The organism is Sporosarcina ureae, from assembly GCF_002109325.1.
Classification (GTDB): domain Bacteria; phylum Bacillota; class Bacilli; order Bacillales_A; family Planococcaceae; genus Sporosarcina; species Sporosarcina ureae_C.
Map to the genome: position 1 here is coordinate 1881526 of NZ_CP015348.1, position 22774 is coordinate 1904299.

A 22774-nucleotide genomic window follows, 5' to 3' on the forward strand; every position below is an offset into this window, starting at 1 on the left:
CTTTTATCTTTCATTATATCCTATTAATTCTCGGTGTCTGTATCGCGATAACGAATCGCTAACCCTTTTAAAAAGTTACGTGCATATCGATCTCCACATGGTTTGTAATTGCGGTGCCCTTCTTTACGAAGAACAGCACTTAATTCATTTTTAGAAATCGTCACACCGACACTTTCTAGAATATCAAGCATATCTTCACTTGTGAGCGCTAACGCAATTTTTACTTTTTTCAGCAAAATATTATTTACATTACGATGGCCCTCTTCAGACATTAAAAATGGTTGGGGAGCATTTCCTGTGTTCTCAGGTACTCCTCTTTTTGAAATGATGAGTCCATTAAGAAATGACTCTAACGTAATGTTGTCAATTTCTTTGGCATATTCATTCATTTGCATTTCATCCGTGCTATCCTCATTCGTTTTTGTTAGCATTTCTTTAACTTCCGCTCTGTTTGTTTTCAGTCCGCCTAGCGCAAACATTTCAACAACTGCCGAGTCTTTCAAATCCAGTGCATAACGCAGTCTACTTAAAATGTCATTATTATTCATGTGATCACCTGTTCCTTCTCTAGTATATTGCTGTGATTCTTAGTATAGCCTGTTTGGTTATAGAATGTCCTCATTCAGTCGACTGTTGTTTGATCTGCTTCTATCGTTTGTAAAAACTGGTCTCCGAAATTACAAATCGATGTCACGACTGGTTCTAATAGCAGACCCGTTTCACTTAATTGATATTCCACTTTAGGTGGTACAACAGGATAAACGTAGCGTGTCACAATATTATCCTCTTCCAACTCACGCAACTGTCTGATTAACATGCGTTGATTGGCGTCAGGAAGCTTTTTCTGCATCTCGCTTAGTCGTAATGGCGATTCGTGTAGCAAGCACCAGATAATCGCAATTTTCCAACGCCCGCCAATGACGGATAAAGCTAAATCCTTACTAGTGAAATATTGTTTATCTTTATAATGAATGACCATATTGCTTCACTTCTTTCTATACTATTCATGTTCATAGTGACAAAAGAGTCAGTATTGCATGGTGAATTATAATATGTAATGATAGAAATGTAAACACTATAAAGCAAAAGAAAGAAGGGCTTCATTTGAAAAGTAGAGCAGCTGTAGCATTCAAACCTGGAGAACCACTTAAAATTGTAGAAATCGATGTAGAAGAACCAAAAGCTAATGAGGTATTAGTCAAAATTCTTTACACTTCTGTCTGTCACACAGACGCATATACACTATCGGGCGATGACGCGGAAGGAGTATTCCCTGCCGTTTTAGGTCATGAAGGTGCTGGTGTCGTAGTTTCAATAGGTGAAGGAGTTACTTCCGTCAAACCTGGCGATCACGTGATTCCACTGTACACACCTGAATGTGGAAAATGTAAGTTCTGTCTATCCGGTAAAACTAACCTATGCGGCGCAATTCGCGAAACACAAGGTAAAGGATTAATGCCTGACGGTACTACACGCTTCTCTTACAACGGTGAACCCATCTATCACTACATGGGAACAAGTACTTTCAGTGAGTATACTGTCGTGTCTGAAATCTCCCTAGTTAAAGTAGAAGATCATAACGTACCACTTGATAAAGTATGTCTATTTGGTTGCGGCGTCACTACAGGTATCGGAGCTGTTCATAAGACAGCGAAAGTAGAAGAAGGTGCTGTTACAGCAGTCTTCGGTCTAGGAGCTATTGGTTTAGCCGTTATTCAAGGACTAAAGCAAGCGAAAGCAAGCCGAATCATCGCAATCGATCTCAATGAAGATAAGTTTGAACTAGCGAAGAAGATGGGCGCAACCGATTTCATCAACCCTTCTAAATTCGACAAGCCAATTCAAGAAGTCATTGTAGACATGACCGACGGCGGTGTAGATTACAGCTTCGAGTGTATCGGTAATGTCGAAGTCATGAAAGCTGCTCTTGAATGCTGCCATAAAGGTTGGGGCGAGAGCATCATCATTGGTGTCGCAGGTGCTGGTAAAGAAATTCATACACGTCCATTCCAACTAGTTACAGGTCGCGTATGGCGTGGATCTGCATTTGGCGGAGTAAAAGGAAGAACTGAATTGCCAGGGATGATTGATGACTACATGGACGGTGAAATTGATTTAGATTCGTTCATTACGCACCAACTAAACTTTACCGATATCAATGAAGCATTTGATTTACTGCATAAAGGTGAATCAATTCGATCAATACTAACATATGGAGAGTGAGATCATGAATGTAGAACGCGTTGAGCAAAGACGATCTTTTGGTGGGAAACAAAACAAGTACAACCATTATTCAGAAGTCCTCAAGTGTGATATGACATTTAGTATCTTCTTACCGTCAAATACAGAGCAAAAAGAAATACCTCTCATTTGGTTTTTATCGGGATTAACATGTACGGATGATAACTTCAGTCAAAAAAGTGGTTTCCAAAGCTTGGCTGAAAAACATCAAGCGGCAGTAATTATTCCAGATACATCACCACGCGGAGAAGACGTAGCGGACGATGAGGCGTTTGACCTTGGACAAGGTGCTGGCTTCTATTTGAATGCTACGGAAGAGCCTTGGGCAAAGAACTATCAGATGTATACGTATGTTACACAGGAGTTAAGTAAAATTGCAGCTACTCTTGTGCCTAACTTCTCAGGAAAAGAAAGTATTATGGGTCACTCGATGGGCGGTTATGGTGCCTTGATGATCGGAATGAAGAATGCAGACCGTTTCAAAGCGATTTCCGCGTTCTCCCCCATTTCAAGTCCAAGCGATGTTCCTTGGGGAATCAAAGCATTTACGACATACCTAGGTGAAGACAAAGCGACGTGGAAAGAGTGGGACACTGCCGAGTTAGTGAAGGAAGCAGGTATTCCTCCCATACTTATTACGCAAGGTACTGCAGATGGCTTTTATCCGGAGCAGTTGAATGAGAAACCGTTCCTTGAAAATGCGAAGCAGCATAATCAAGCAGTGGAATATAACAAAGTAGACGGCTATGATCATAGCTATTTCTTCATCTCTTCTTTCCTGGAGGAACACTTTGATTTCCATATGAAGAACTTGGGATAATTTGAATACATGTAGATAGTTGAAGAATATATAAGGGGGCGCTTCCCATTGGCCAACGGGAATGCGTCCCCTTGCACTGTCTATCAACGGTTCATCTTCCTATTGCATTCAGCTACATTCCGAATGTCCACATTATTTCTGATGTGGATGTTTTTGTTTTTAAGAGCATATGAACTAAGATAGAAGGAACGTATTAAAATCTATTACATAGGAGGGACTGTTACGATGGATCTAAAGAAAATGTTAGCCGATGAACGTGTGAAGCCGTATGTTCTGAAAGCCCGGTACGGTATTGAAAAGGAAGGACAACGCGTAGATTTGGAGGGGAATTTAGCGACGACGGATCACCCCGCAAGCGTTGGAACGGCAGATGAACATCCGTATATTCAGCGCGACTTCTCGGAAACGCAAATGGAATTGATCACCCCTGTCCTGAACACACGAGACGAATTATTTGATTATCTATCAGCTATCCATGACGTGGCATACCGCTCCATAGGAAAAGATGAAATGTTATGGCCATTAAGCATGCCACCTGCGCTTCCCGAAAAAGAGGAAGATATCAAGATTGCAAAATTGGAAAACTTCGAAAATGTTCTCTACCGACGCTCGTTGGCTAATTCATACGGTCGCCGAAAACAAATGATTTGCGGGATCCATTTTAATTTTGAATTCAGTGATGAATTGCTCGGGAAATTATTTGATTTGCAGTCCGAAACCAATAATTATCAATACTTCAAAACAAATATTTATTTAAAACTCACTAGAAATTACTTATACTACCGCTGGCTTGTGACGTACTTTTATGGTGCCTCCCCTACTAGTGATGAGAATTTCTACGGTTGCGATGATCAGCCAAATGAGCCGGTTAGAAGCATTAGAAGCAGCAGATTCGGCTATGTCAATCACGATGATGTGAAAGTTTCATTTAGCTCGATAGAGAAGTATATTGACGATTTATCTTGCGTAGTAAATAGAGGTTTGCTCGTAGAAGAAAAAGAATTCTATACCGCGATGCGCTTACGTGGAAGCGAGCGTGTAGAGGAATTCTTGACTGAAGGTGTTCGTTATGTAGAGCTACGAAATATTGATTTGAATCCATTTGAAACGAATGGAATTAGCTATGAACAAGCGGAATTTCTTCATATTTTCTCTCTATATCTTCTGCAGAAAGACGAACATCCAGAAAGTGACGAGTATGGAAAAGTAGGCGATGCGCGAAATGACGTAGTCGCACTTGAGCATCCTTTGTCACATACGACATTTGAAACAGAAGCGCATGAGCTAGTTGATGGTATGGAAAAAATGACTAAAGAATTGGGCTTCCCTGTTTCCGACTCGTTATTTAGCAATTTGAGAGCCATGCTAGAAGATCCTTCGAAGACACTAGCCGGCAGATTGTATACGGAAAGCCAAAAAAGTAGTCAACATCAAGTGGCTTTGGAAATGGCAAGAGAAACCTACGCCAATCTATGGGAAAAACCTTATGAGTTAACGGGCTTTACGGATATGGAATTGTCTACACAAATCCTCATGTTTGATGCATTTCAACATGGTATCGAAGTAGAGATTTTGGATCGTCAAGATCAATTCTTGAAGCTGAAATTACGAGATCATGTAGAATTCGTCAAGAACGGTAACATGACTAGCAAAGATACGTATGTCTCGACTTTGATAATGGAAAATAAAACGGTTACGAAAAAAATTCTTCATCAAGAGGGTTTTTGTGTACCTGGTGGTGACGAGTTCAACAATATAGAGGATGCATTACGTGCCTTTGAGATGTTCGCTAAGACGCCTTTCGTTGTCAAACCCAAAACAACGAACTACGGAATCGGCATATCTATCTTTAAAGATGGTGCCAGTTACGAGGACTACAAGCAAGCCATCACACTTGCATTCAATGAAGACTCGTCTGTCTTGGTAGAAGAGTTCCTGAATGGCACAGAGTACCGTTTGTTCGTGCTACACGATAAAGTACTTGCCATTATGCTACGCGTACCTGCAAACGTCACAGGAGACGGCACACACACGATTAAGGAACTGGTTGAAGAAAAGAACCAAGATCCACTGAGAGGTACAGACCACCGTACGCCATTAGAACTTATCCAGTTGGGCGAACTAGAAGTTCTCATGCTGAAAGGTCAAGGCTATCAACTGGATTCAATCCCTAAAGACGGTGAAATTGTCTACTTACGTGAAAACTCTAACGTCAGTACTGGCGGAGACTCAATTGATGTAACCGATCAGTTTTCCGATGATTATAAGAAGATTGCAGTAGAGGCAGTAGCTGCTCTAGGCGCAAAAATTAGCGGAATTGATTTCATTATTGAAGACCTCGATGTACCAGCAGCAAATCCAGGTGCGTATGGCATTATTGAAGCGAACTTTAATCCTTCGATGTATATGCATATCTACCCTTATAAAGGGGAATCTCGTCGAGTGACGACGGATATCCTGCATTATTTGTTCCCTGAGTTATCATAAGATCATATGTGCGTATAAAACCCTTAAAGAACAAGCCTATTCAGATAAACTGAGTAGGCCTGTTCTTTTTTCGATATATGACTAATTAATTTTACATAGAACCAAATTCATTCAGCGCTATTAACTAGTATTTCTACCTATTCCTCTTACGTTCAGTGTATAATTAATACTATGAGACTACTACCCATAAGGAGAGAGGAAAATGAGATTCTTATTTAAAAAATGGTATATGTTATGTTTACTCATAACTCTACTACTACTGGCCCCACTATCAACAGCAAATGCAGCTGCATTAACCGATGAAGCAACTGACATACCAACTGATAAAGAATGGACCATTACGTTCAATCACCCTGTCGTTGAATCTCCCAATTTATCTGACACTATTTACGTTATGAACAGTAAAAATGAAATACAGGATGTTACACTCTCTGTTCTTGATCGTGTCGTTACCGTTACTGCACCTGAGGTAGGGTACGAAGTGGGTCAAACGTATACTTTACATATTATAGCGGATACTTTGGGACAAGTCGGCAATGAAACTAAAACTTTAAAACACCCCATTACAAAACCTTTTACGATCACAACAGATGTCTATACTGTTGTCGACATTCGTGAAAATGGAACTTATTCAGTTACCTCAAGCCACCCTACTTTTGACAAAGCAAATGCCAGCTTACAAGAGGGACAAGGCATCATGTTAAATGAACAATATGTCAAAATTCCATCTGGCTTTGTAGCAACCAATACTCAAACCGTCACAATTATTTACAAAGAGCCAACTTTTACACAAAAGTATGAATATGCAGGTGTCGCTACTGATACAGAACTTACGTATACAGACGCTACAGCAGACTACGTTAAGGTGAATATAGGTGAACAAGACATGTACGTCAAACACGAAGATGTCACACTCATTCCTACTGCTACAGCGAAAGGTCAATCATATTATAAAGCGAATCAACAAGGCTTATGGCATTATGTTTATCACCATCATAGTGGAAAATACGACGGTGCGTATGTAGTCGGTAAAAGACCTGATTTTCTAAACGAAGGTATAAAGTATTATAGTGACGACGGAGCAAAATTTATTAATAGAAATGGCGAAGCTGTAGGTGAAAGTTATGCCTACTTCCAATATCTATCACCACGTGTTCCAACAAACTATAGCGCGACAGAGTTAGATACGTATATCAACAGTCAACTTGCAGCGAAAGAACTGACAGGTGGCGGATATACAAATGCTACAGTAAAAAGTCCATTAAAGGATCTCGGTGCTACATTAAAATCCATTGAAAAAGAGCATCGCATAAATGCCCTGCTCATACTATCGCTCGCTATCCATGAAAGTGATTATGGTATGAGTTGTCACGCACAAAACTACAATAATTTATTCGGGTTAACTGTAACGGATACTAACACTCAATGTTCAACACATGTCGATACCTCCTCTTCTAAATACTTTGCAACTATTGAGGACAATATCACATCGCTGGCGAATGAATTAAATACCTATTACTTAAACCCCTTGAATATGCATGAATACCAGTACAATGGCGTAGCACTCGGCAATAAATTGATCGGGATGAACGTTCGCTATGCTTCAGATCCTCACTGGGGAGCAAAAACAGCAGGTCATATGTATAACATAGATCAAGAGCTTGGTGGCAAAGACTATAAAAGGCATGAGCTTGGCTTTACGGCAAGTTCAAACGTCAGCATTCGAACGGGTCCCATCGTAGACCATAACCGTGCATATCAGTATAAAATTTATGGGACGATTAAACTTCTAGAGAAAATGCCGATTACTCTGTCTGCTACACCTTCGGAAACAAATGGTTGGTTACGTGTTATTTCTGAATTACCGAATGACGGATCCGATTTGTATACAATAACTCCAAATGTTAACACGGTGACCACACATTAATAACTATCTAAGTGGAACTATAAAACAGGCCTATCCAGTTTATCTGGATAGGCCTGTTCGTACATTATTGATGAAATATATTAAAATGGATTAGTCGCAATGAAACTTGCCGTTTTCACATAAACACGTGGATTTAATTTCAATTGATTTACAATAACTTCTGCACTATCTTCCGATTGAATCATTTTAGAGTCATCATTCAGCGGGAAGATTAAAATCAAGTTCATAAAAAACATGAATTGTGTAACCCTGTACTCCACAATTCGTAAAACCGACTACTTCATATAAATGCTCAAGAATTTATCTAAGTGGTTAACTTAAACTTCTTGATAGCCTTTTTCGCTGATATGTAGACAGCACTACTCCTCCCACTATAAATAGTGAACCGACAATTTCTGACCCCGTTATTGGTTTATACAACAAGATCAAACCCATTACCATCGTTACAAAAGGTTCTAAATTAGATAATATGGAGGCCTTTGAAGCATCAACATATCTAATATTGTAGTTCCAAATCAACATGGCGATACCGTGTACCACAATGGCTGTAACAATCAGAAATGACCAATCGGAGACCTTTACACTCATTCGTATCGGCGTATCAAGTAGAAAAATAAAAGGAATCGACACAGCTAGTCCAACAACATTTGAATATAAAGTAATTGCAAGCGGATCCACTCTACTGGAAAGGAGTCTCGTCACGATAATTAGCATGGCGAAAGTAATCATCGTAACTACAATCCACCATAAACCTTTATCGATATGTATAGAGGATATATTCCCTTTTGCTACGACAAAGAAAATACCTATGAGCGCAACAATAGATCCAAGTAACATACGAATTGTTAATTTTTCTTTTAAAAAAACGCCAGCTAAAACGCCGGTTAAAATGGGCGTAGTTGCCAAGATTAATGCAGACGTTGTTGGATCAGCCGTTTCTAATCCAGCGAAAAAAGACCACTGGTTAATAAAAACGCCAAAAACACCTAAAAAATTACTGCTAGTAAATCGTATTTATTCAGTCGTTTCACATGTAATTTATATGAAGATAATCCAATCAGAAAAAGTACTATAAACAATAGTCTGAGCGAAGTGAGAAGAGCCGGGAAAAGTCCTGGACCAACATCTTTCCAAAAACAAAATTACTGCCCCACACCATTACACAAAGTGTCAGCCAAGCGTATGCTTTAAACAAATTTATCACCCTTCCTACAACGAAATGCCAACTGGCCTATTCTATACTTACTTATATTTTTCGTACACATTTTTGTTTGGATATATCCACTTACTGACATACAGCATGGCAATGTATACAGGATTAAAACACAGTAATAGTAATATTTTTATCTACATCGTTATTTTACTATTCATTACATCCTAATAGCATTGAGCTTGCTTGCATCATTCGTTATTTAGGATGTTTTTTTCAGTATATTCACAAGTATTTAAATATTATCTACACCATATAACGTACAATGTAATTATTTACTAAATAAATGTTCGTATTTTGGGTTGAAAGCATAAAAAGCCTCTGCTATAATCATAACGTATTCATTGCAATAGTGCTTTTTACTAAATTCTGCATAAAAATAGTGAGTAATAGGAATCTCTTAACACTTAGTAAATTTTAAGCGCCGTCATACTATACTTTAACGATACGTACTGATTAGCCAAATGAAATTTACAATGTACTAGGAAAAGTAATTTGCTAGGGATACTATTCGATTGGAATTATTCAGGAATGAGGAGATTATCTTTGAGGAACATGAAATTAGTTGGCTTTATTGTATGTATGGTTATTCTAGCAACGATCGTTTCGGGCTGTAACTCGACTACTAAGAATACAGCTGAAACTGAACTACGTCCGATTATTGTTCAAGGACCCATGCCTATTGAAGCTGAAAAGTTTGCTGAGAAATTAAGCGATGCAGAAGTTGAGGAATCGGGAAACTTTGTTTTTTATAAAGGTACTATCGATGACTATCCTGTAATTGTTACGAAAACTAGTAAAGGGATGGAAAACACTGCAGCCGCTACTGCATTAGCAATTGAGAAGTATAACCCTATCGCTATTATTAACCAGGGAACTTCAGGCGGACACGACCCGGACTTACATGTATTTGACATAGTGTTAGGAAAACGAACTGTCAATATTGGTTCTATGAAGACTGAGTCTGCTGAAGAAAACGAAGGAATGGATCCATCACTATGGAAGCCTATGGACCTTATGGCTTCTGAAGGCAGTGCCGGAGAAGATCCTGATGCAGAGAAGATTCGCTACTTTGATGGCGACGATGAATTATTAGCAGCAGCAAATGCGGTTAAAGATCAATATGAACTAGGTAAAGTTGTTGAAGGTACTATTGGATCTGCAGATCTTTGGAATAACGAAGTAGACCGCATAAACTGGTTCCATGAAAAGTACGGTACTTCTGTTGAGGAAATGGAAGGTGCTGCCGCAGCACAGATTTCTGATAGTTACAACGTTCCTTTTTTAGGTATACGCATTCTTTCAAATAACAAAACTAATAATGGACAATATAATCCAGAAACTGCTTCAGCCAATCAAGACTATGTTTATCTTGTTTTAAAAGAATATATCTCCAATTTAAAATAAGTGACTTTAACTCGTAAATAAAACTAGAAGAGAAAGGTTTGTTCCATAAACCTTTCTCTTCTAGTTTTTAGCGTTTAAAAGCATCAGGCAGCCTATTCAAAAAGTCTGAGAAGTGTACATGCTTGCATCTACGTTCCATATATGAAATAAAAGGTCCCTGGGCGAGACTTTGTTTTTAAAAAACTCCTACATAGCGCTGGAATGGCTTTATGAAAAATGATTGAAATAGATACAAATAGGTAATAGATTGTAAACAACGAAAATAAAAGGAGTGAGCCATTTGAAAAAATCAGCATTAGTCATTATTAATCCTTCCTCTGGAAAAGAACAAGCAACAGAGTATGAAGAGCAAATTAGAGAAACACTTCAAGATGCGTACAGTGAAATCACTGTGAAATATACGGAGGGCGAAGGTGATGCGACACGCTTTGCAAAAGAGGCTGCAGAAAATAACTATGACTTCGTTGTTTCACTCGGTGGAGACGGAAGTGTGAATGAAACTGTCAATGGACTCGCTCCATTTAATAACCCTCCAAAACTCGGAATCATTCCAATGGGCACAGTGAATGATCTTGCTCGTTCATTAAACATTCCAATGAAACCTGTTGATGCGATTAAATTGCTTGTCTCAGGTATTGAAACAAAAATTGACATTGGAATGGCTAACGATGATATTTATTTTACAAACATTTTAGGAATTGGAAGTGCTGCGAAAGCAATTCATCATGTCGACAGTGCAGAAAAATCTAAAATCGGACCCATTGCCTACTTGAAAGCGATTGGGAAAGAAATAATGGATGACCACACTTTTCCAATTAAGTTTGAGATGGAAGAACATACATGGGAAGGTGACGTATCGGTTGTCTTAATATCCCTCATCGACTCGCTTGGTGGTATTAAAACAATTGTAAACGAAGTTGAAAACGGAGACGGAAACTTCCATATCTTCGCGTTTAAACACCTTAACTTGACTGAGCTTGCGAAAATGACCCCTTCAATCATAATGGGCAAATTAAAGGAATCAGAAAACGTTCAATACTTTAAAACACGACAAGTCAACATAACGACTTCTGCCGGTGAGACACAAGAAAGTGATATAGATGGTGAACAAGGACCGAATTTACCACTCAATTTAAAAGTTTTGCAACAACATATAACCATCATTTCGAACAAAGCTTAAATCAAACTTAAAATTACCAAAAAAGATTCCAGGTTTCTTCATCTAGAATCTTTTTTAATTGTTATAATCTCTTATGATTCTAGTACAACTGGGTCAAACCCATTCGCAATACCTTTATCGTGCGTTTCGGTGCAATAAGAGTTAGTTGTAGCTATACATTAACTTTTCTTTTCACTATCGAACTTATAGAAAACCTATGTTTAAAATTATCTGCAATACACTTCCAGCTAATTAAAAACCTCATCTATTTATGGTAAGGCTCGCTGTGAGATATATAAGTGAGATTTTTATTCCATTTTATATCGAACTTCAACCTTATTGTATTGGATAACAATCAGTCATTTATCGGTCCAGAATTGGTCCGGAATTGGTCCAAGCTTTGTAGTATCGGTCCAGAATCGGTCCAAATTTTATAGTATCAGTCCAGAATCGGTTCATTTGTTCACTAACAATCTGCTAAATATCATTTTAATCTATAAAAACTTGCCCTTGCTCTACCTTCTAAAACAATAACTTTCTCATCCCTTAAACGTTGTAAAATACGTTTACTACTTGTAGATGAAAAGCCACACAATCTTTCGACATCAGGACGAGTAATCGAACCATTTTTATTCAAATATTCAATAATCATTGTTTTAGCTTGTATTTCATCAAAATCTTTGTCTTTTGTATACTCAATATTATCATCTAAACTTTCATACACTCGATGGGTAAACATATATTTATTTCTTGCTTCTCTTTGTAGAATGTTTCTTTTTTGACAAAGTTTACTTAAAACATTTGATGCTGATTGAATTGTAATTTGAGCCACTTCTGCAGCCTTATTTAGAGTTATCGTTTTATTAGATTTAATGTATTTTAAGATGCAAATTTCTGAAACTGAAAACTCCCCATTATTTTCTTGCTCTTTAGTAATAAACTTCAAAAATTCTATATCTTCTAAGCTACTTCTTAACGTTAAACTTACTGCCTCAGAATACAAATTATATTCAGGGGCTGATTTTCCTAAGGAAAGCATATCCTTAAAAATTATATCTACACCTTGACCAGAACGTTGAACGTATTTTAGCTTTTGAAGTGTTTCTGCAATCAATTTGTTTCTCGGCGATGAAGGATGTGTAATAATATTAGTACTGTCAACTCCAGACGGAAACGCGCCAGGGTTTTCAATAATAATTTCGTTAGGAAAAAATTTAATAAAAATTGACGAATTACTCTCATAATCACGATGTGAGATAGCATTAAGAAGGGCTTCTTGAAATACATTGATAGGATAATCTTGGACTTCTAATTTAAATAGGCCCATCTGTATATTTTTAATTCCGTTCCTGTCTTCGAAAAATTGTTGAATTCTATCTACAATTTGAATTAAAGGGATTTTTAGCTCTAAACGCTTATTATATTCCGTTTGCCCATCGCTATAAGTAAGAATTATTATTTCCGCTTGTGGCATATATTTAGCAATCGCTTCTTTTGTACCAATAAATAACACCCCCGCTACAGTTAACTGAATTTCATTATCAACAACATCTACTAAGCGTAAATCCTTTAGAAAGGTGATATTATCTGATTGATATAAAGTAGACTCTTTATCACGAGATTGTATTTTTAGTTTCAATCGCTCTACTTCCGTAAAGTCTATATCATCTTTAGTCGTCGGTTCGATAATTTTTGCAGAGTAGTCGCCTTTAAATCCTTTAATTTTATTAGAGGTATATTCTGATGGATAAAATGGTTTTGTATTTTTCCCTAATCTTTTATATACAATACCTTTTGAAGTGGCTACAATTTCTGGAGACTTTTCAATTTTTATTTTAAAAATTTCTTTGCCATCAATCTTTATTACATCAATATCAGTAAAAAGCTTAGGTATAGTCTTGTCATAAATGCTTTCAATAATATTTTGTTCATCGTAATCAAAACATCCGGTTACTTCTCCATCGTCTTCTACCCCGACTAAGATGATACCACCGTCAGTATTGGCAAATCCTACAGATTCATTTGTTAAAATATTCATAAGTTCTTTCTTGTTTGCTTTAACCCAACTTTTAAACTCTACATGCTTAGATTCACCCTGTTGGATTATTTCAAATATATCCATTGAATACACCTCCTAACTTGATATGACTATTATACCAAGATTAGAAGGTAAAAAGGAAACACTTAAGTGTGCCTAATAAAAACCTAATTTACTTATGATAAGGCTCCCCCTTAATAATCCGAAACCCTCGATAAATCTGCTCCACCAACACCAACTTCATCAACTGATGCGGAAATGTCATCTTAGAAAACGATAACTTCTCATTCGAACGCTGTAGCACACTACTATGTAAACCCAGTGATCCGCCAATAACAAAGACAATCTTACTTTTACCATACGTCATCAACGAATCAAGACTAGCTGCAAATTCCTCAGAAGTTTTCATTTTACCGTCGATTGCTAGTGCAATGACGTGTGCGTCAGGTGCAATCTTCGCCAAAATTCGATCAGCTTCTTTCTTTTTGACAATTTCCATGTCAGCATCACTTAGTGTTTCTGGTGCTTTTTCGTCCGCCACTTCAATTAATTGCATTTTTGCATAGCTATTTAGGCGTTTTGTATACTCTTCTATTCCTTGTTTCAAATACTTCTCTTTTAACTTACCCACGGTGACAATTGATATATTCACAGTTTATCCACTCACTCTCTAAAAGTTACCCACAATACTTATGCACATATCCACAGGTTAGTCTACATATTGTGTTCGATTATTTGTTCCCTACTACATGTGAAATTCTTTAATTAGTATACCACAACTTTGTGGATAACTTTTCAACCATTATTTGTTTTGAATAGAAAAATACTTTTCATTTCAAATATGCGAATGCTCTAACCTACTGTTCTGTAAGGCTTTAACACTTGTCACTTCAAATTTATTTACTATTTATTACACATTTTATTTTACACAATATTATGCACATTATTTTGATTTTATCCACAATTGGATAACTTCATAAAAAAATCAGGCATCGTAGCGCTTTTTCGCTAGATGCCTGATGTGGACGAGAAGTTGTTCACTATGTGGACAATGTATATTCTCTTAGAACGTATTTCCGTCTTTCAATACCATTTCCAAGTCCAGTTTCTTTCCATCTCGATAAACTGTAATCTTCAATGGATCACCAATTTCTTTTTTATTATACAAATACTTACGTAGACTGACCATATCCGTCACTTTCTCTTCATCCAGCTGAACGATTGTATCATACTTCTTCACTCCGGCTTGTATTGCCGATGAATTCGGCATGACATCTGTTACGACGACACCTTCCGTTACCTTTTCAGGTAAGTTCAATGTTTGTTGCTGTTGCTGAATAGGAATTTGTTGAAGATCAAGTAACGATACGCCCATTGTCGGTCGATTTACTTGTCCTGTTTCTTCTAAGTGTTCGATAATCGGTAATGCAATATTGATTGGAATAGCCAGTCCGATTCCCTCTACTGTTGCCTCAGAGATTTTCATGGAGTTAATCCCGATCAATTGACCTGCCATATTAATTAAAGCGCCACCCGAGTTCCCTGGGTTGATCGCTGCATCTGTCTGCAAGACGTCTGCTTGCCAATCAACGTTTCCATCCTTGTTGAGATCCATTGGAATGGATCGGTCTTTACCAGAAATTACGCCAACCGTGACGGATCCCGCAAAGCCAAGTCCTAATGGATTACCGATCGCAATAACTGATTCCCCACGTTTTAACGCATCGGAATCACCGAATTCTATTACTGTATCAACATGTTCTGCATCAATTTCGACAACCGCTAAATCTGTCCACAGATCACTGCCAATTAACTTCCCTTCAACCTTTGTCCCGTCATCAAAACTAATTTCGAGTTGTTCGGAATTCTCTACGACGTGGTGATTGGTGACGATATATGCTTTGTCACCTTCTTTTTTATACAGCACACCAGAACCCGATCCAGCTTCTTGAGTAGACGTTGTGGAAGACCAGAAGTCTTGGACCGTCTGGATATTTGTAATACCAACGACAGCATTTGCAACGTCACCTACAACATCCGTAACTTCGCTTGAGATGTCCATTGATACTTGGGCGTGTTCCGAGTTGCTTTTGACTTCCGTTGTTTTAGACGTAGCAACATCACTAGTACTTGATGAGTCAGTTGCGTACATCATGACCGAAAATACGATGACTCCACCCAATAAGGCACCGAGTAAAGCTGGCCAAAAACTGCCTCTACGTTTTGGTTCGCGTTTCGTTTCAACCGGTGGAATAGGCTGTTGCCGTTCCATTTCTTCTCTTCCTTCTTCTCTTCTTTCATCGTCCATTCGCATTTCCTCCTTATCAGAAAGTATTCCTACACGTACTGTACCCCAATGACTATCTGAAAATGCAAAAAGCCTCACTAATTTAGCAAGGCTTTTCGCATTTTCATTAGACTAGCACGAGTTCCGTGGATTCTGATGCATCCGTATCATGCAAGTGGACAAATTCCCCTGCACGAATGCCGCAGTCTTCAAGGGTCTGTGCTACGCTCATGCGCGCCAAGTCTTTCATATTGTTATCCAAGCTAAGATGGGCTAAATAAATATGCGCTTCTTTTTGAGCAACCACTTCACTCATTGCAACGGCTGCATCTTCATTTGATACGTGGCCCACGTCACTTAAAATACGACGCTTGATCGACCATGGGTAACGTCCCATCTGTAGCATACTGACATCGTGATTGCTTTCGAATACAAAGCTGTCAGCGCCTTGGATGTGGCCTTTCATACGATCGCTAACGTAGCCTGTGTCGGTGATGATTGCCAGTTTACGATCGCCTTCATTGAACGTATAGAACATCGGGTCTGCTGCGTCATGGGATACAGCAAATGACTGGATATCCAGTGAACCAAATGTTTTCACCGTTTCCATGTCGAAATGGAAACGCTGATCAACAGGAATCTCTCCTACTAGTCCGTCCATCGCCTGCCATGTTTTTGCGTTGGCATAGATGGGTGTTTTATACTTCCGGGCAAGTACACCAATTCCTTTAATATGATCACTGTGTTCATGTGTGACGAAAATGCCGTCAATATGTTTCATCGAGCGATTGATCGATCCGAGCAAACCTTCAATTTTCTTACCGCTCATGCCGGCATCTACGAGAAAAGCGTGCTCATCTGTCTCTATATATAACGAGTTGCCTGTACTGCCACTCGCCAAAATGCTAAATCGCATGTAGAAAACTCCTATTCTATTTGTTCTTCTAACATATCCGATTGGAACTCGATGACTTTTCCTTCAATCGCATTGACGAAGTGCTGTTCAATAGTTCCATCCTTCAATTTTACCTGAACATTCCACGTTGGTGCAAATACTTGCGTTTCCGTGAGCTGAACAAGTGTCGAATAACCTGACTTGACTTGCATAACAGTGGAATTTGGCTTCAATAAACTACGTGTAACAAGCGAAGAAACCGCATCATCTTGTGATAGTAAATCCTTTTTCTGATTAAAACTTGAGAACTCGTCGAGCATGCGCTGTTCGTAATGTGTAACTTTGCCATCCTTGTCCCAGTGCATGATGAGCATGGCGTTGGGACTGTAAAAGATCGTTTCATTCTTGACTTGTTGGAAGAATACAGCATTCTGGTCTTCTTTATCTATATCCCAGAGCACGTAATCTTCACCTTTGAGCACGTACTTCGCCAAGAACTCCTCAAATCCATATTCGCCTTTGTCATCGATCACCTTAACAGACTTTTTCATATGGGACAGTAACCGCGATTCTTCGACTAAGACGAACGATTGATTCGTTAATTTCTTCAAATCATCATTTGAGAATGTTACGACATGCGCAGATAGATACGATACTTCTTTTTTAGTAAATGGGATTGGTTCGTACGTAATATTTTCCAACCTCAAAGTATCTTCGACGGAAGTTTTACTGAGAACCTGCATATTTCCCACATCTAATTGCCGATCTAGATAGAGCCAATACAAGAAGACGTTCAGAATGGAAAAGACAATGATAAAAATGGTTTTAGTTCTATTCCAATCCAATCATGCCACCCCCTTGCGATTCTTCCGGAGCGAAGCGTAACCAGTTATCTTTAATCAGGTAATACCAGCAAGGTTCTAAAACAATCAATTCTTGCTCGACGTCTTGGATCATATAATAGCCCGGTGTGATTTCTTCAATTAAGTCAAAATCTACCTCTTGCGATTCACGCAATGCTTCCGCTACTTCCACTCCTGAAGGCAATTCGTTCTGTTTCGACTCGATTTTCAAGTCCAATTTGTAATAAGGTCGGATATATTTGAACACACGGCCATTTCCCCATGTTTCCGTAATTTCATTTGTGCCGGATTGATCGCTAAAAACAGGTAAGCCATCGACATATAGCTGGAACCGGACGTAACGAGATATCGGATTCATATAGGCATATCGAAATTCATCCGTCCAACCACCATGCTCATTAATGAAATCTATTGTATTCAATAGCAATTCAGATGGTATCGCAATTTCCTGACTTTCTACAGCAGGCATGACATAATTCAATCTTTTAATTTCAGTGTCGATATTCAAGAATGCATGATCATCTCCATACTCTTCATGCGTTGCATCGACTTGATTACGCCGAACTGCATTATTAGATTCACTGAACAAAGCATCGCGGAATTTATTTGGATTGATTTCTTCCTGAATATACGTATTGCGCGCAATCGTCACAGGATCATTCGGTACAGCTAGAAATGGTGCATTGCCACGGTCAATTTCTGCATATTCATCAAATGATTGGCCTACATCTATTACATTACGTAGAAAGTTTGTTTTATTCGGCAGCGTCACTTGTATCTTATAATGCAGACCACTTACCTCACTTAACAAGTGAACGACTGGCGCTTGCGTAGATTGACTCCAGTCGACCACTAGACGATTAAAGGTGGCTTCAGGGATATTGGCGTCATCAACTAGCAATACATTGTCATAGACGAGCATGGGTACTTCACCTGGAAAGTAAAGTGTCATTTGACTAGGTTGACGAAGGATTTGTGCAATCTCAAACTTATTCATTTTTTGACTTACCAATTGTAGTTCAGACAATTCCCATGAATTAATTTCATTCAGAATGGTATCCATCTTTTCTACGTCCACAGAGCCCAATACCTGATCTTTTAAATTGGTAATCATTTTATACGGTTTAATAATCTCATCAATCGTTTTCTTTTCGGAAATGGAAATATCAACAGTCTGCACTTGTTCCATCGGTTCATAATTCGGCGAATAATTCCAGACTGCAATAGTGAACAACACGCTCAGCGAGACGAGCAACAGTAATACAATGGATTTAATTGGTTCAATATACTTCAATCCCACTCACCATCCTCTTGTTGTTCAAATGGAAGCTTGAAGAAGATGGTTGTCCCTTTCCCTTCTTCACTCTGCGCCCAAATCTCTCCTTTATGCGCTACAATCATTTCCTTAGCGATTGCAAGACCGAGACCGGTTCCGCCAAGTGCACGTGATCGCGCACGATCGGCACGATAAAATCGGTCAAAAATTCGATTGACATTAGATTTTGGAATACCCATTCCATCATCTGAAATCATCACTTTAATATAATCGCCCGAGACGGTTACACCGAAGCGTACTTCGCCGCCATCTGGTGAATATTTCAAGGCATTAGAAATAATGTTGTCTAATACTTGTGTTAATTTATCTGTATCAATCTCCACAAATAAACTACTTGAATACAGATTTCGTGTGAATCGGACATTTTGCGACTTCGAGAATTCAAAACGCTCTATAACCGCATTAAAGAATCGGTTAAATTCTACCCACTCTTTATTCAATTCGTATTCTTTACTATCCATACGTGATAGTTTCAACAAGTCATTGACGAGACGGATCATTCGCTCCGTTTCATTTTGCGTGACACGTAAGAAGTTCGGCGCAATTTCTTCGTTGCGCCAAGCACCTTCCGCTAATGCGTCCAGATAACTTCGCATGGTTGTGAGCGGTGTGCGTAATTCATGAGAAACGTTCGATACAAATTCACGACGTTCCATATCAATCTTTTCTTGCTCTGTATTGTCATGCAATACAATGATCAAGCCGTTGACGAACCCTGTTTCACGTTGCGTGACGGAGATTGTCGCACGCAAAATATACGCTTGGTCTTCTGTACTGAAGTCGAGTGGAATGGATTCTTTCATTTGAATTAATTCTTCAAATGTATATTCCTCATCAATACCTAGAATACTGGCGATTGGTCGATTAATCACAAGATCGTTCGTCACACCAAGCATTTGAAGGGCAGAGTCGTTAATCAGGCTCACCCGTCCTTTACGATCGGTTGAAATGACTCCGTCTGTCATATTCTCCAGAACAGATGCCAACTTCCGCCTTTCGCTCTCAGTGGTGGATTGCGATTCTTGCAGCTGGTTAGTTAAGTGATTAAATGCGATGGCCAGCTGACCCATCTCATCCGTTCCATACACTTTAACCTTTCGGGTGAAGTTCCCTTTCGCCATTGCCTGTGCTTGTCGCCGCATATCTGAAATAGGTCGGGTGAATGCTCTTGCAATGAAGATCCCTACTATAATCGTAATGATGAGAGAAACGGCTGCTGATCCCGCCAATATTCGATTGATTTCTTCAATTTGCTTGAAGACTGATTCGATATTGGCTTCTACATAGAGTGATCCTATAATTTCATTGCCATTTTCAATCGGTTGGGCTAACGAAAGTACACGATTATGTGACTTGGGATCAAGCGTGATGATGTCTTTTATACTCCCTGATGTAATGGACTTACGCACATTATCATTCGTTGAATGTTGGCCAACTTTCATCTGATTTTCGTATGCAGTTGTAGCTAAAATTCGATATTTGGAGTTGATGACACGTATTTCAATAATATCGTCTGAAGTGAATTCGACTAACACATCTTTTAAACTTTGTTCAAGTGTGACATCGTTATCATTCCGCTTTTTTATGAGTTCTTCTTTTACACTGAACTCGACTAAATTCATCCGGTCTACAATCGAATTTGTAAAATTATCTTTTAGTGTTTGTTCCAGTTCACGAGCAAAATATAACCCAATAATCTGCATAGACACAAGAATAAGCAAGACGTAGATCAAGACAAATTTGACTTGAATCGATCGAAAAAAACCTACCTTATGCATAGTGGTTTACTCCTGTTCCGGGTCGCGTAAGTAATAGCCTACACCGCGTCTTGTAACAATCCAGCTTGGATGGCTTGGTGTATCTTCAATCTTTTCACGAAGGCGTCGAATCGTTACATCAACGGTTCGTACATCACCGAAGTAATCATAGCCCCATACAGTTTGTAGTAAGTGTTCACGTGTCATTACCTGACCGATATGTTTTGCCAAGTAATACAGTAATTCAAATTCACGATGCGTTAGTTCAATTGTAGTACCACGCTTTTGAACGAAGTATGCGTCCGGTTGGATGACCAGTTGTCCTACAGTGATATCATTCGTTTCTTCTTCCTGGTCCTCTGCGATCGTTCTTGCATGACGACGCAAATTAGCCTTAACACGAGCAATTAATTCTCTTGTTCCGAACGGCTTGGTTACATAATCGTCTGCGCCTAGCTCAAGCCCTAAAACCTTATCAATTTCCGAGTCCTTTGCAGTCAGCATGATGATAGGGAAATCATGTTTTTTCCGTACTTCTCTACACACCTCCATGCCGTCGCGTTTAGGCAGCATGATATCTAGAAGCATAAGGTCTGGCTGGATTTCTTCTACGCGATTAATGGCATCTTCACCGTCATATGCACAAAAGACGTTGAAGCCCTCCTTTTTCAGATTGAATTCTATAATGTCTGCGATGGGTTTTTCATCGTCTACGATAAATATTGTTTTATTTTGCATGATTTTTTCCTTTCTAGCCATAATTGGCAATGAATTTTGGACGTTGTACACTTATACGGCACAACGAACACTTAACGATCTTTTCTATGGGTACAACCTTATTCTAAAGCTGAAATATATCATTCCATATCCTTTAACTCTATCATGATTTGTGTGAATTCGCACTTTTTCAGATAGGGGTGGCTAGCTTGGAACGATGAAAAAACAGCACGCTCTTTCTACAGTCGTAGAAGAAGAGCGTGCTGTTTTATTCGTAAGACGGAGGTGATTCATGCTGACTCCAGTCAATATTAAGAAATTTATTGTATTCCTTTGCAAATGCCAAGGTAACAGTACCAGTTGGGCCGTTACGTTGCTTGGCAATAATGATTTCAATCATGTTTTGCATTTCAGTTTCTTTGTCATAGTAGTCTTCCCGGTAGAGGAAGGAGACGATATCGGCATCTTGCTCAATACTTCCAGATTCCCGAAGATCGGACATCATAGGGCGCTTATCTTGGCGTTGCTCTACTCCCCGTGATAGCTGAGATAGTGCGATGACTGGAATTTTCAATTCCCGCGCCAAGGCTTTCAGTGAACGGGAGATCTCAGATACTTCTTGCTGACGGTTATCACTGCCACGTCCGCTTCCCATGATCAGCTGCAAGTAGTCGATCATGATCATACCTAGACCGTGTTCTTGTTGAAGTCGTCTGCATTTTGAACGTATTTCATTGATACGGATACCTGGGCTGTCATCAATGAAAATTCCTGCATTGGATAACGATCCCATCGCCATAGTCAGCTTGCGCCAGTCATCGGCTTCAAGATTCCCCGTACGAAGCACTTGCGCATCTATGTTTCCTTCTGCACAGAGCATACGCATAACGAGCTGTTCCGCTCCCATCTCGAGACTAAAAATCGCAACATTTTCATCTGTCTTGGTTGCCACGTTTTGCGCCACGTTCAACGCAAACGCAGTCTTACCGACGGAAGGACGAGCCGCCACGATGATCAAGTCATTACGTTGGAAGCCTGCTGTAATCTTATCCAAGTCACGGAATCCGGTTGGAATACCCGTTACATCACCTTTACGTGTATGCAATAATTCAATATTGTCATACGTCTCTACTAGTACATCTTTAATATGACGGAAGTCACCTGCGTTTTTTCGATTGGATACTTCCATCATTTTCTTCTCGGCTTCACCAAGTAAGGCTTCTACTTCGTCTTCCCGGGTGTAGCCATCTTCCACAATATCAGTTGCAACGCGAATCAATCTGCGCAACAAAGCTTTTTCTTCCACAATGTTTGCATAATAGACAATGTTTGCTGCAGTCGGAACCGCGTTGGCAAGCTCTGTAATATATGAAATGCCCCCGACGTCTTCGAGCTCATTTTTCACTTTGAGCTCTTCGGCGATTGTCACCAAATCGACTGGTTGACCTCTGTCGTTCAATACAAGCATGGTTTCGAAAATCTTTTTATGCGCGATCCGATAAAAGTCTTCCGGCAACAATATTTCAGATGCGGTAATCAGTGCCTGTGGCTCTAAAAATATTGCCCCAAGAACCGACTGCTCTGCTTCGTTGTTATGCGGAGGTGTGCGCTCGATCATCTGGTTCAAGCT

At 39.2% G+C, this 22774-nt stretch carries 19 protein-coding genes and 1 pseudogene; 6 read left to right on the forward strand and 14 right to left on the reverse strand.

Features of this window, described 5'->3' with window-relative positions; genetic code table 11:
* Positions 1-23: 23 nt before the first annotated feature.
* Together SporoP32a_RS09430 and SporoP32a_RS09435 are read right to left on the reverse strand one after the other, a co-directional pair.
* Complete coding sequence (locus SporoP32a_RS09430) at positions 24-548, reverse strand: YehS family protein (protein ID WP_085427669.1); 525 nt, start codon at positions 546-548, stop codon at positions 24-26.
* Positions 549-622: 74 nt separating this feature from the next.
* Positions 623-979 carry a winged helix-turn-helix transcriptional regulator gene (locus SporoP32a_RS09435; RefSeq protein WP_085427670.1) on the reverse strand — a complete coding sequence of 119 codons (357 nt, stop codon included), beginning with the start codon at positions 977-979 and terminating at the stop codon, positions 623-625.
* A gap of 125 nt (positions 980-1104) precedes the next feature.
* Between SporoP32a_RS09435 and SporoP32a_RS09440 the strand changes: the two genes are divergently transcribed.
* From SporoP32a_RS09440 to SporoP32a_RS09455, 4 genes are all read left to right on the forward strand, one after another.
* Positions 1105-2223, forward strand: coding sequence for an S-(hydroxymethyl)glutathione dehydrogenase/class III alcohol dehydrogenase (locus SporoP32a_RS09440; protein WP_085427671.1), 1119 nt, complete (start codon positions 1105-1107; stop codon positions 2221-2223).
* Positions 2224-2227: 4 nt separating this feature from the next.
* Complete coding sequence (fghA, locus tag SporoP32a_RS09445) at positions 2228-3061, forward strand: S-formylglutathione hydrolase (protein WP_085427672.1); 834 nt, start codon at positions 2228-2230, stop codon at positions 3059-3061.
* 225 nt (positions 3062-3286) lie between these two features.
* Positions 3287-5548 carry a bifunctional glutamate--cysteine ligase GshA/glutathione synthetase GshB gene (gene gshAB / locus SporoP32a_RS09450; protein ID WP_085427673.1) on the forward strand — a complete coding sequence of 754 codons (2262 nt, stop codon included), beginning with the start codon at positions 3287-3289 and terminating at the stop codon, positions 5546-5548.
* 202 nt (positions 5549-5750) lie between these two features.
* Complete coding sequence (locus SporoP32a_RS09455; protein WP_085427674.1) at positions 5751-7475, forward strand: glucosaminidase domain-containing protein; 1725 nt, start codon at positions 5751-5753, stop codon at positions 7473-7475.
* 80 nt (positions 7476-7555) lie between these two features.
* On the opposite strand, the gene SporoP32a_RS16805 is transcribed toward SporoP32a_RS09455, so the two are convergent.
* The 3 genes and pseudogenes from SporoP32a_RS16805 to SporoP32a_RS17495 all read right to left on the reverse strand — a co-directional run.
* Entirely contained in the window at positions 7556-7702 is a 147-nt protein-coding gene (locus SporoP32a_RS16805; RefSeq protein ID WP_232319505.1) for a hypothetical protein, read from the reverse strand.
* A gap of 85 nt (positions 7703-7787) precedes the next feature.
* On the reverse strand, positions 7788-8189 hold the full coding sequence (locus SporoP32a_RS17490; protein ID WP_420542296.1) for a DMT family transporter: 402 nt from the start codon (positions 8187-8189) through the stop codon (positions 7788-7790).
* A 135-nt stretch (positions 8190-8324) separates the two neighbouring features.
* Positions 8325-8489: pseudogene (locus tag SporoP32a_RS17495) on the reverse strand (EamA family transporter); the annotation flags it as partial.
* A 751-nt stretch (positions 8490-9240) separates the two neighbouring features.
* On the opposite strand from SporoP32a_RS17495, the gene SporoP32a_RS09465 reads away from it, so the two are divergent.
* Together SporoP32a_RS09465 and SporoP32a_RS09470 are read left to right on the forward strand one after the other, a co-directional pair.
* On the forward strand, positions 9241-10092 hold the full coding sequence (locus SporoP32a_RS09465; RefSeq protein ID WP_232319640.1) for a 5'-methylthioadenosine/S-adenosylhomocysteine nucleosidase: 852 nt from the start codon (positions 9241-9243) through the stop codon (positions 10090-10092).
* Positions 10093-10372: 280 nt separating this feature from the next.
* A complete protein-coding gene (locus tag SporoP32a_RS09470; RefSeq protein ID WP_158232645.1) occupies positions 10373-11272 on the forward strand; it encodes a diacylglycerol/lipid kinase family protein in 900 nt (299 codons plus the stop codon).
* Positions 11273-11735: 463 nt separating this feature from the next.
* Here the strand turns inward: SporoP32a_RS09470 and SporoP32a_RS09475 are convergent, their stop codons facing one another.
* The 9 genes from SporoP32a_RS09475 to dnaB all read right to left on the reverse strand — a co-directional run bounded on the left by SporoP32a_RS09475 (position 11736) and on the right by dnaB (position 22762).
* Complete coding sequence (locus SporoP32a_RS09475; RefSeq protein ID WP_085427676.1) at positions 11736-13373, reverse strand: RNA-binding domain-containing protein; 1638 nt, start codon at positions 13371-13373, stop codon at positions 11736-11738.
* A gap of 88 nt (positions 13374-13461) precedes the next feature.
* A complete protein-coding gene (gene rlmH / locus SporoP32a_RS09480) occupies positions 13462-13941 on the reverse strand; it encodes a 23S rRNA (pseudouridine(1915)-N(3))-methyltransferase RlmH (RefSeq protein WP_085427677.1) in 480 nt (159 codons plus the stop codon).
* A 411-nt stretch (positions 13942-14352) separates the two neighbouring features.
* On the reverse strand, positions 14353-15597 hold the full coding sequence (locus tag SporoP32a_RS09485) for a S1C family serine protease (RefSeq protein ID WP_085427678.1): 1245 nt from the start codon (positions 15595-15597) through the stop codon (positions 14353-14355).
* Between the two features lie 106 nt (positions 15598-15703).
* Positions 15704-16492: an MBL fold metallo-hydrolase gene (locus tag SporoP32a_RS09490; RefSeq protein ID WP_085427679.1), complete on the reverse strand. Its 789-nt coding sequence runs from the start codon at positions 16490-16492 to the stop codon at positions 15704-15706.
* An 11-nt stretch (positions 16493-16503) separates the two neighbouring features.
* Positions 16504-17316 (reverse strand): two-component system regulatory protein YycI, encoded by an 813-nt coding sequence (locus SporoP32a_RS09495; RefSeq protein WP_085427680.1) that lies wholly within the window; start codon positions 17314-17316, stop codon positions 16504-16506.
* Positions 17303-18634, reverse strand: a complete 1332-nt coding sequence (locus tag SporoP32a_RS09500) for a YycH family regulatory protein (protein ID WP_085427681.1) — start codon at positions 18632-18634, stop codon at positions 17303-17305. The genes SporoP32a_RS09495 and SporoP32a_RS09500 overlap by 14 nt, the downstream gene beginning before the upstream one ends.
* A complete protein-coding gene (walK, locus tag SporoP32a_RS09505) occupies positions 18625-20448 on the reverse strand; it encodes a cell wall metabolism sensor histidine kinase WalK (protein ID WP_085427682.1) in 1824 nt (607 codons plus the stop codon). Before walK ends, SporoP32a_RS09500 begins: the two co-directional genes overlap by 10 nt.
* 6 nt (positions 20449-20454) lie before the next feature.
* The gene (yycF, locus tag SporoP32a_RS09510; protein WP_085427683.1) at positions 20455-21165 is read right to left on the reverse strand and encodes a response regulator YycF; all 711 of its coding nucleotides are present in this window, start codon (positions 21163-21165) and stop codon (positions 20455-20457) included.
* Positions 21166-21412: 247 nt separating this feature from the next.
* Positions 21413-22762 (reverse strand): replicative DNA helicase, encoded by a 1350-nt coding sequence (gene dnaB, locus SporoP32a_RS09515; protein WP_369823290.1) that lies wholly within the window; start codon positions 22760-22762, stop codon positions 21413-21415.
* Positions 22763-22774 lie beyond the last annotated feature (12 nt).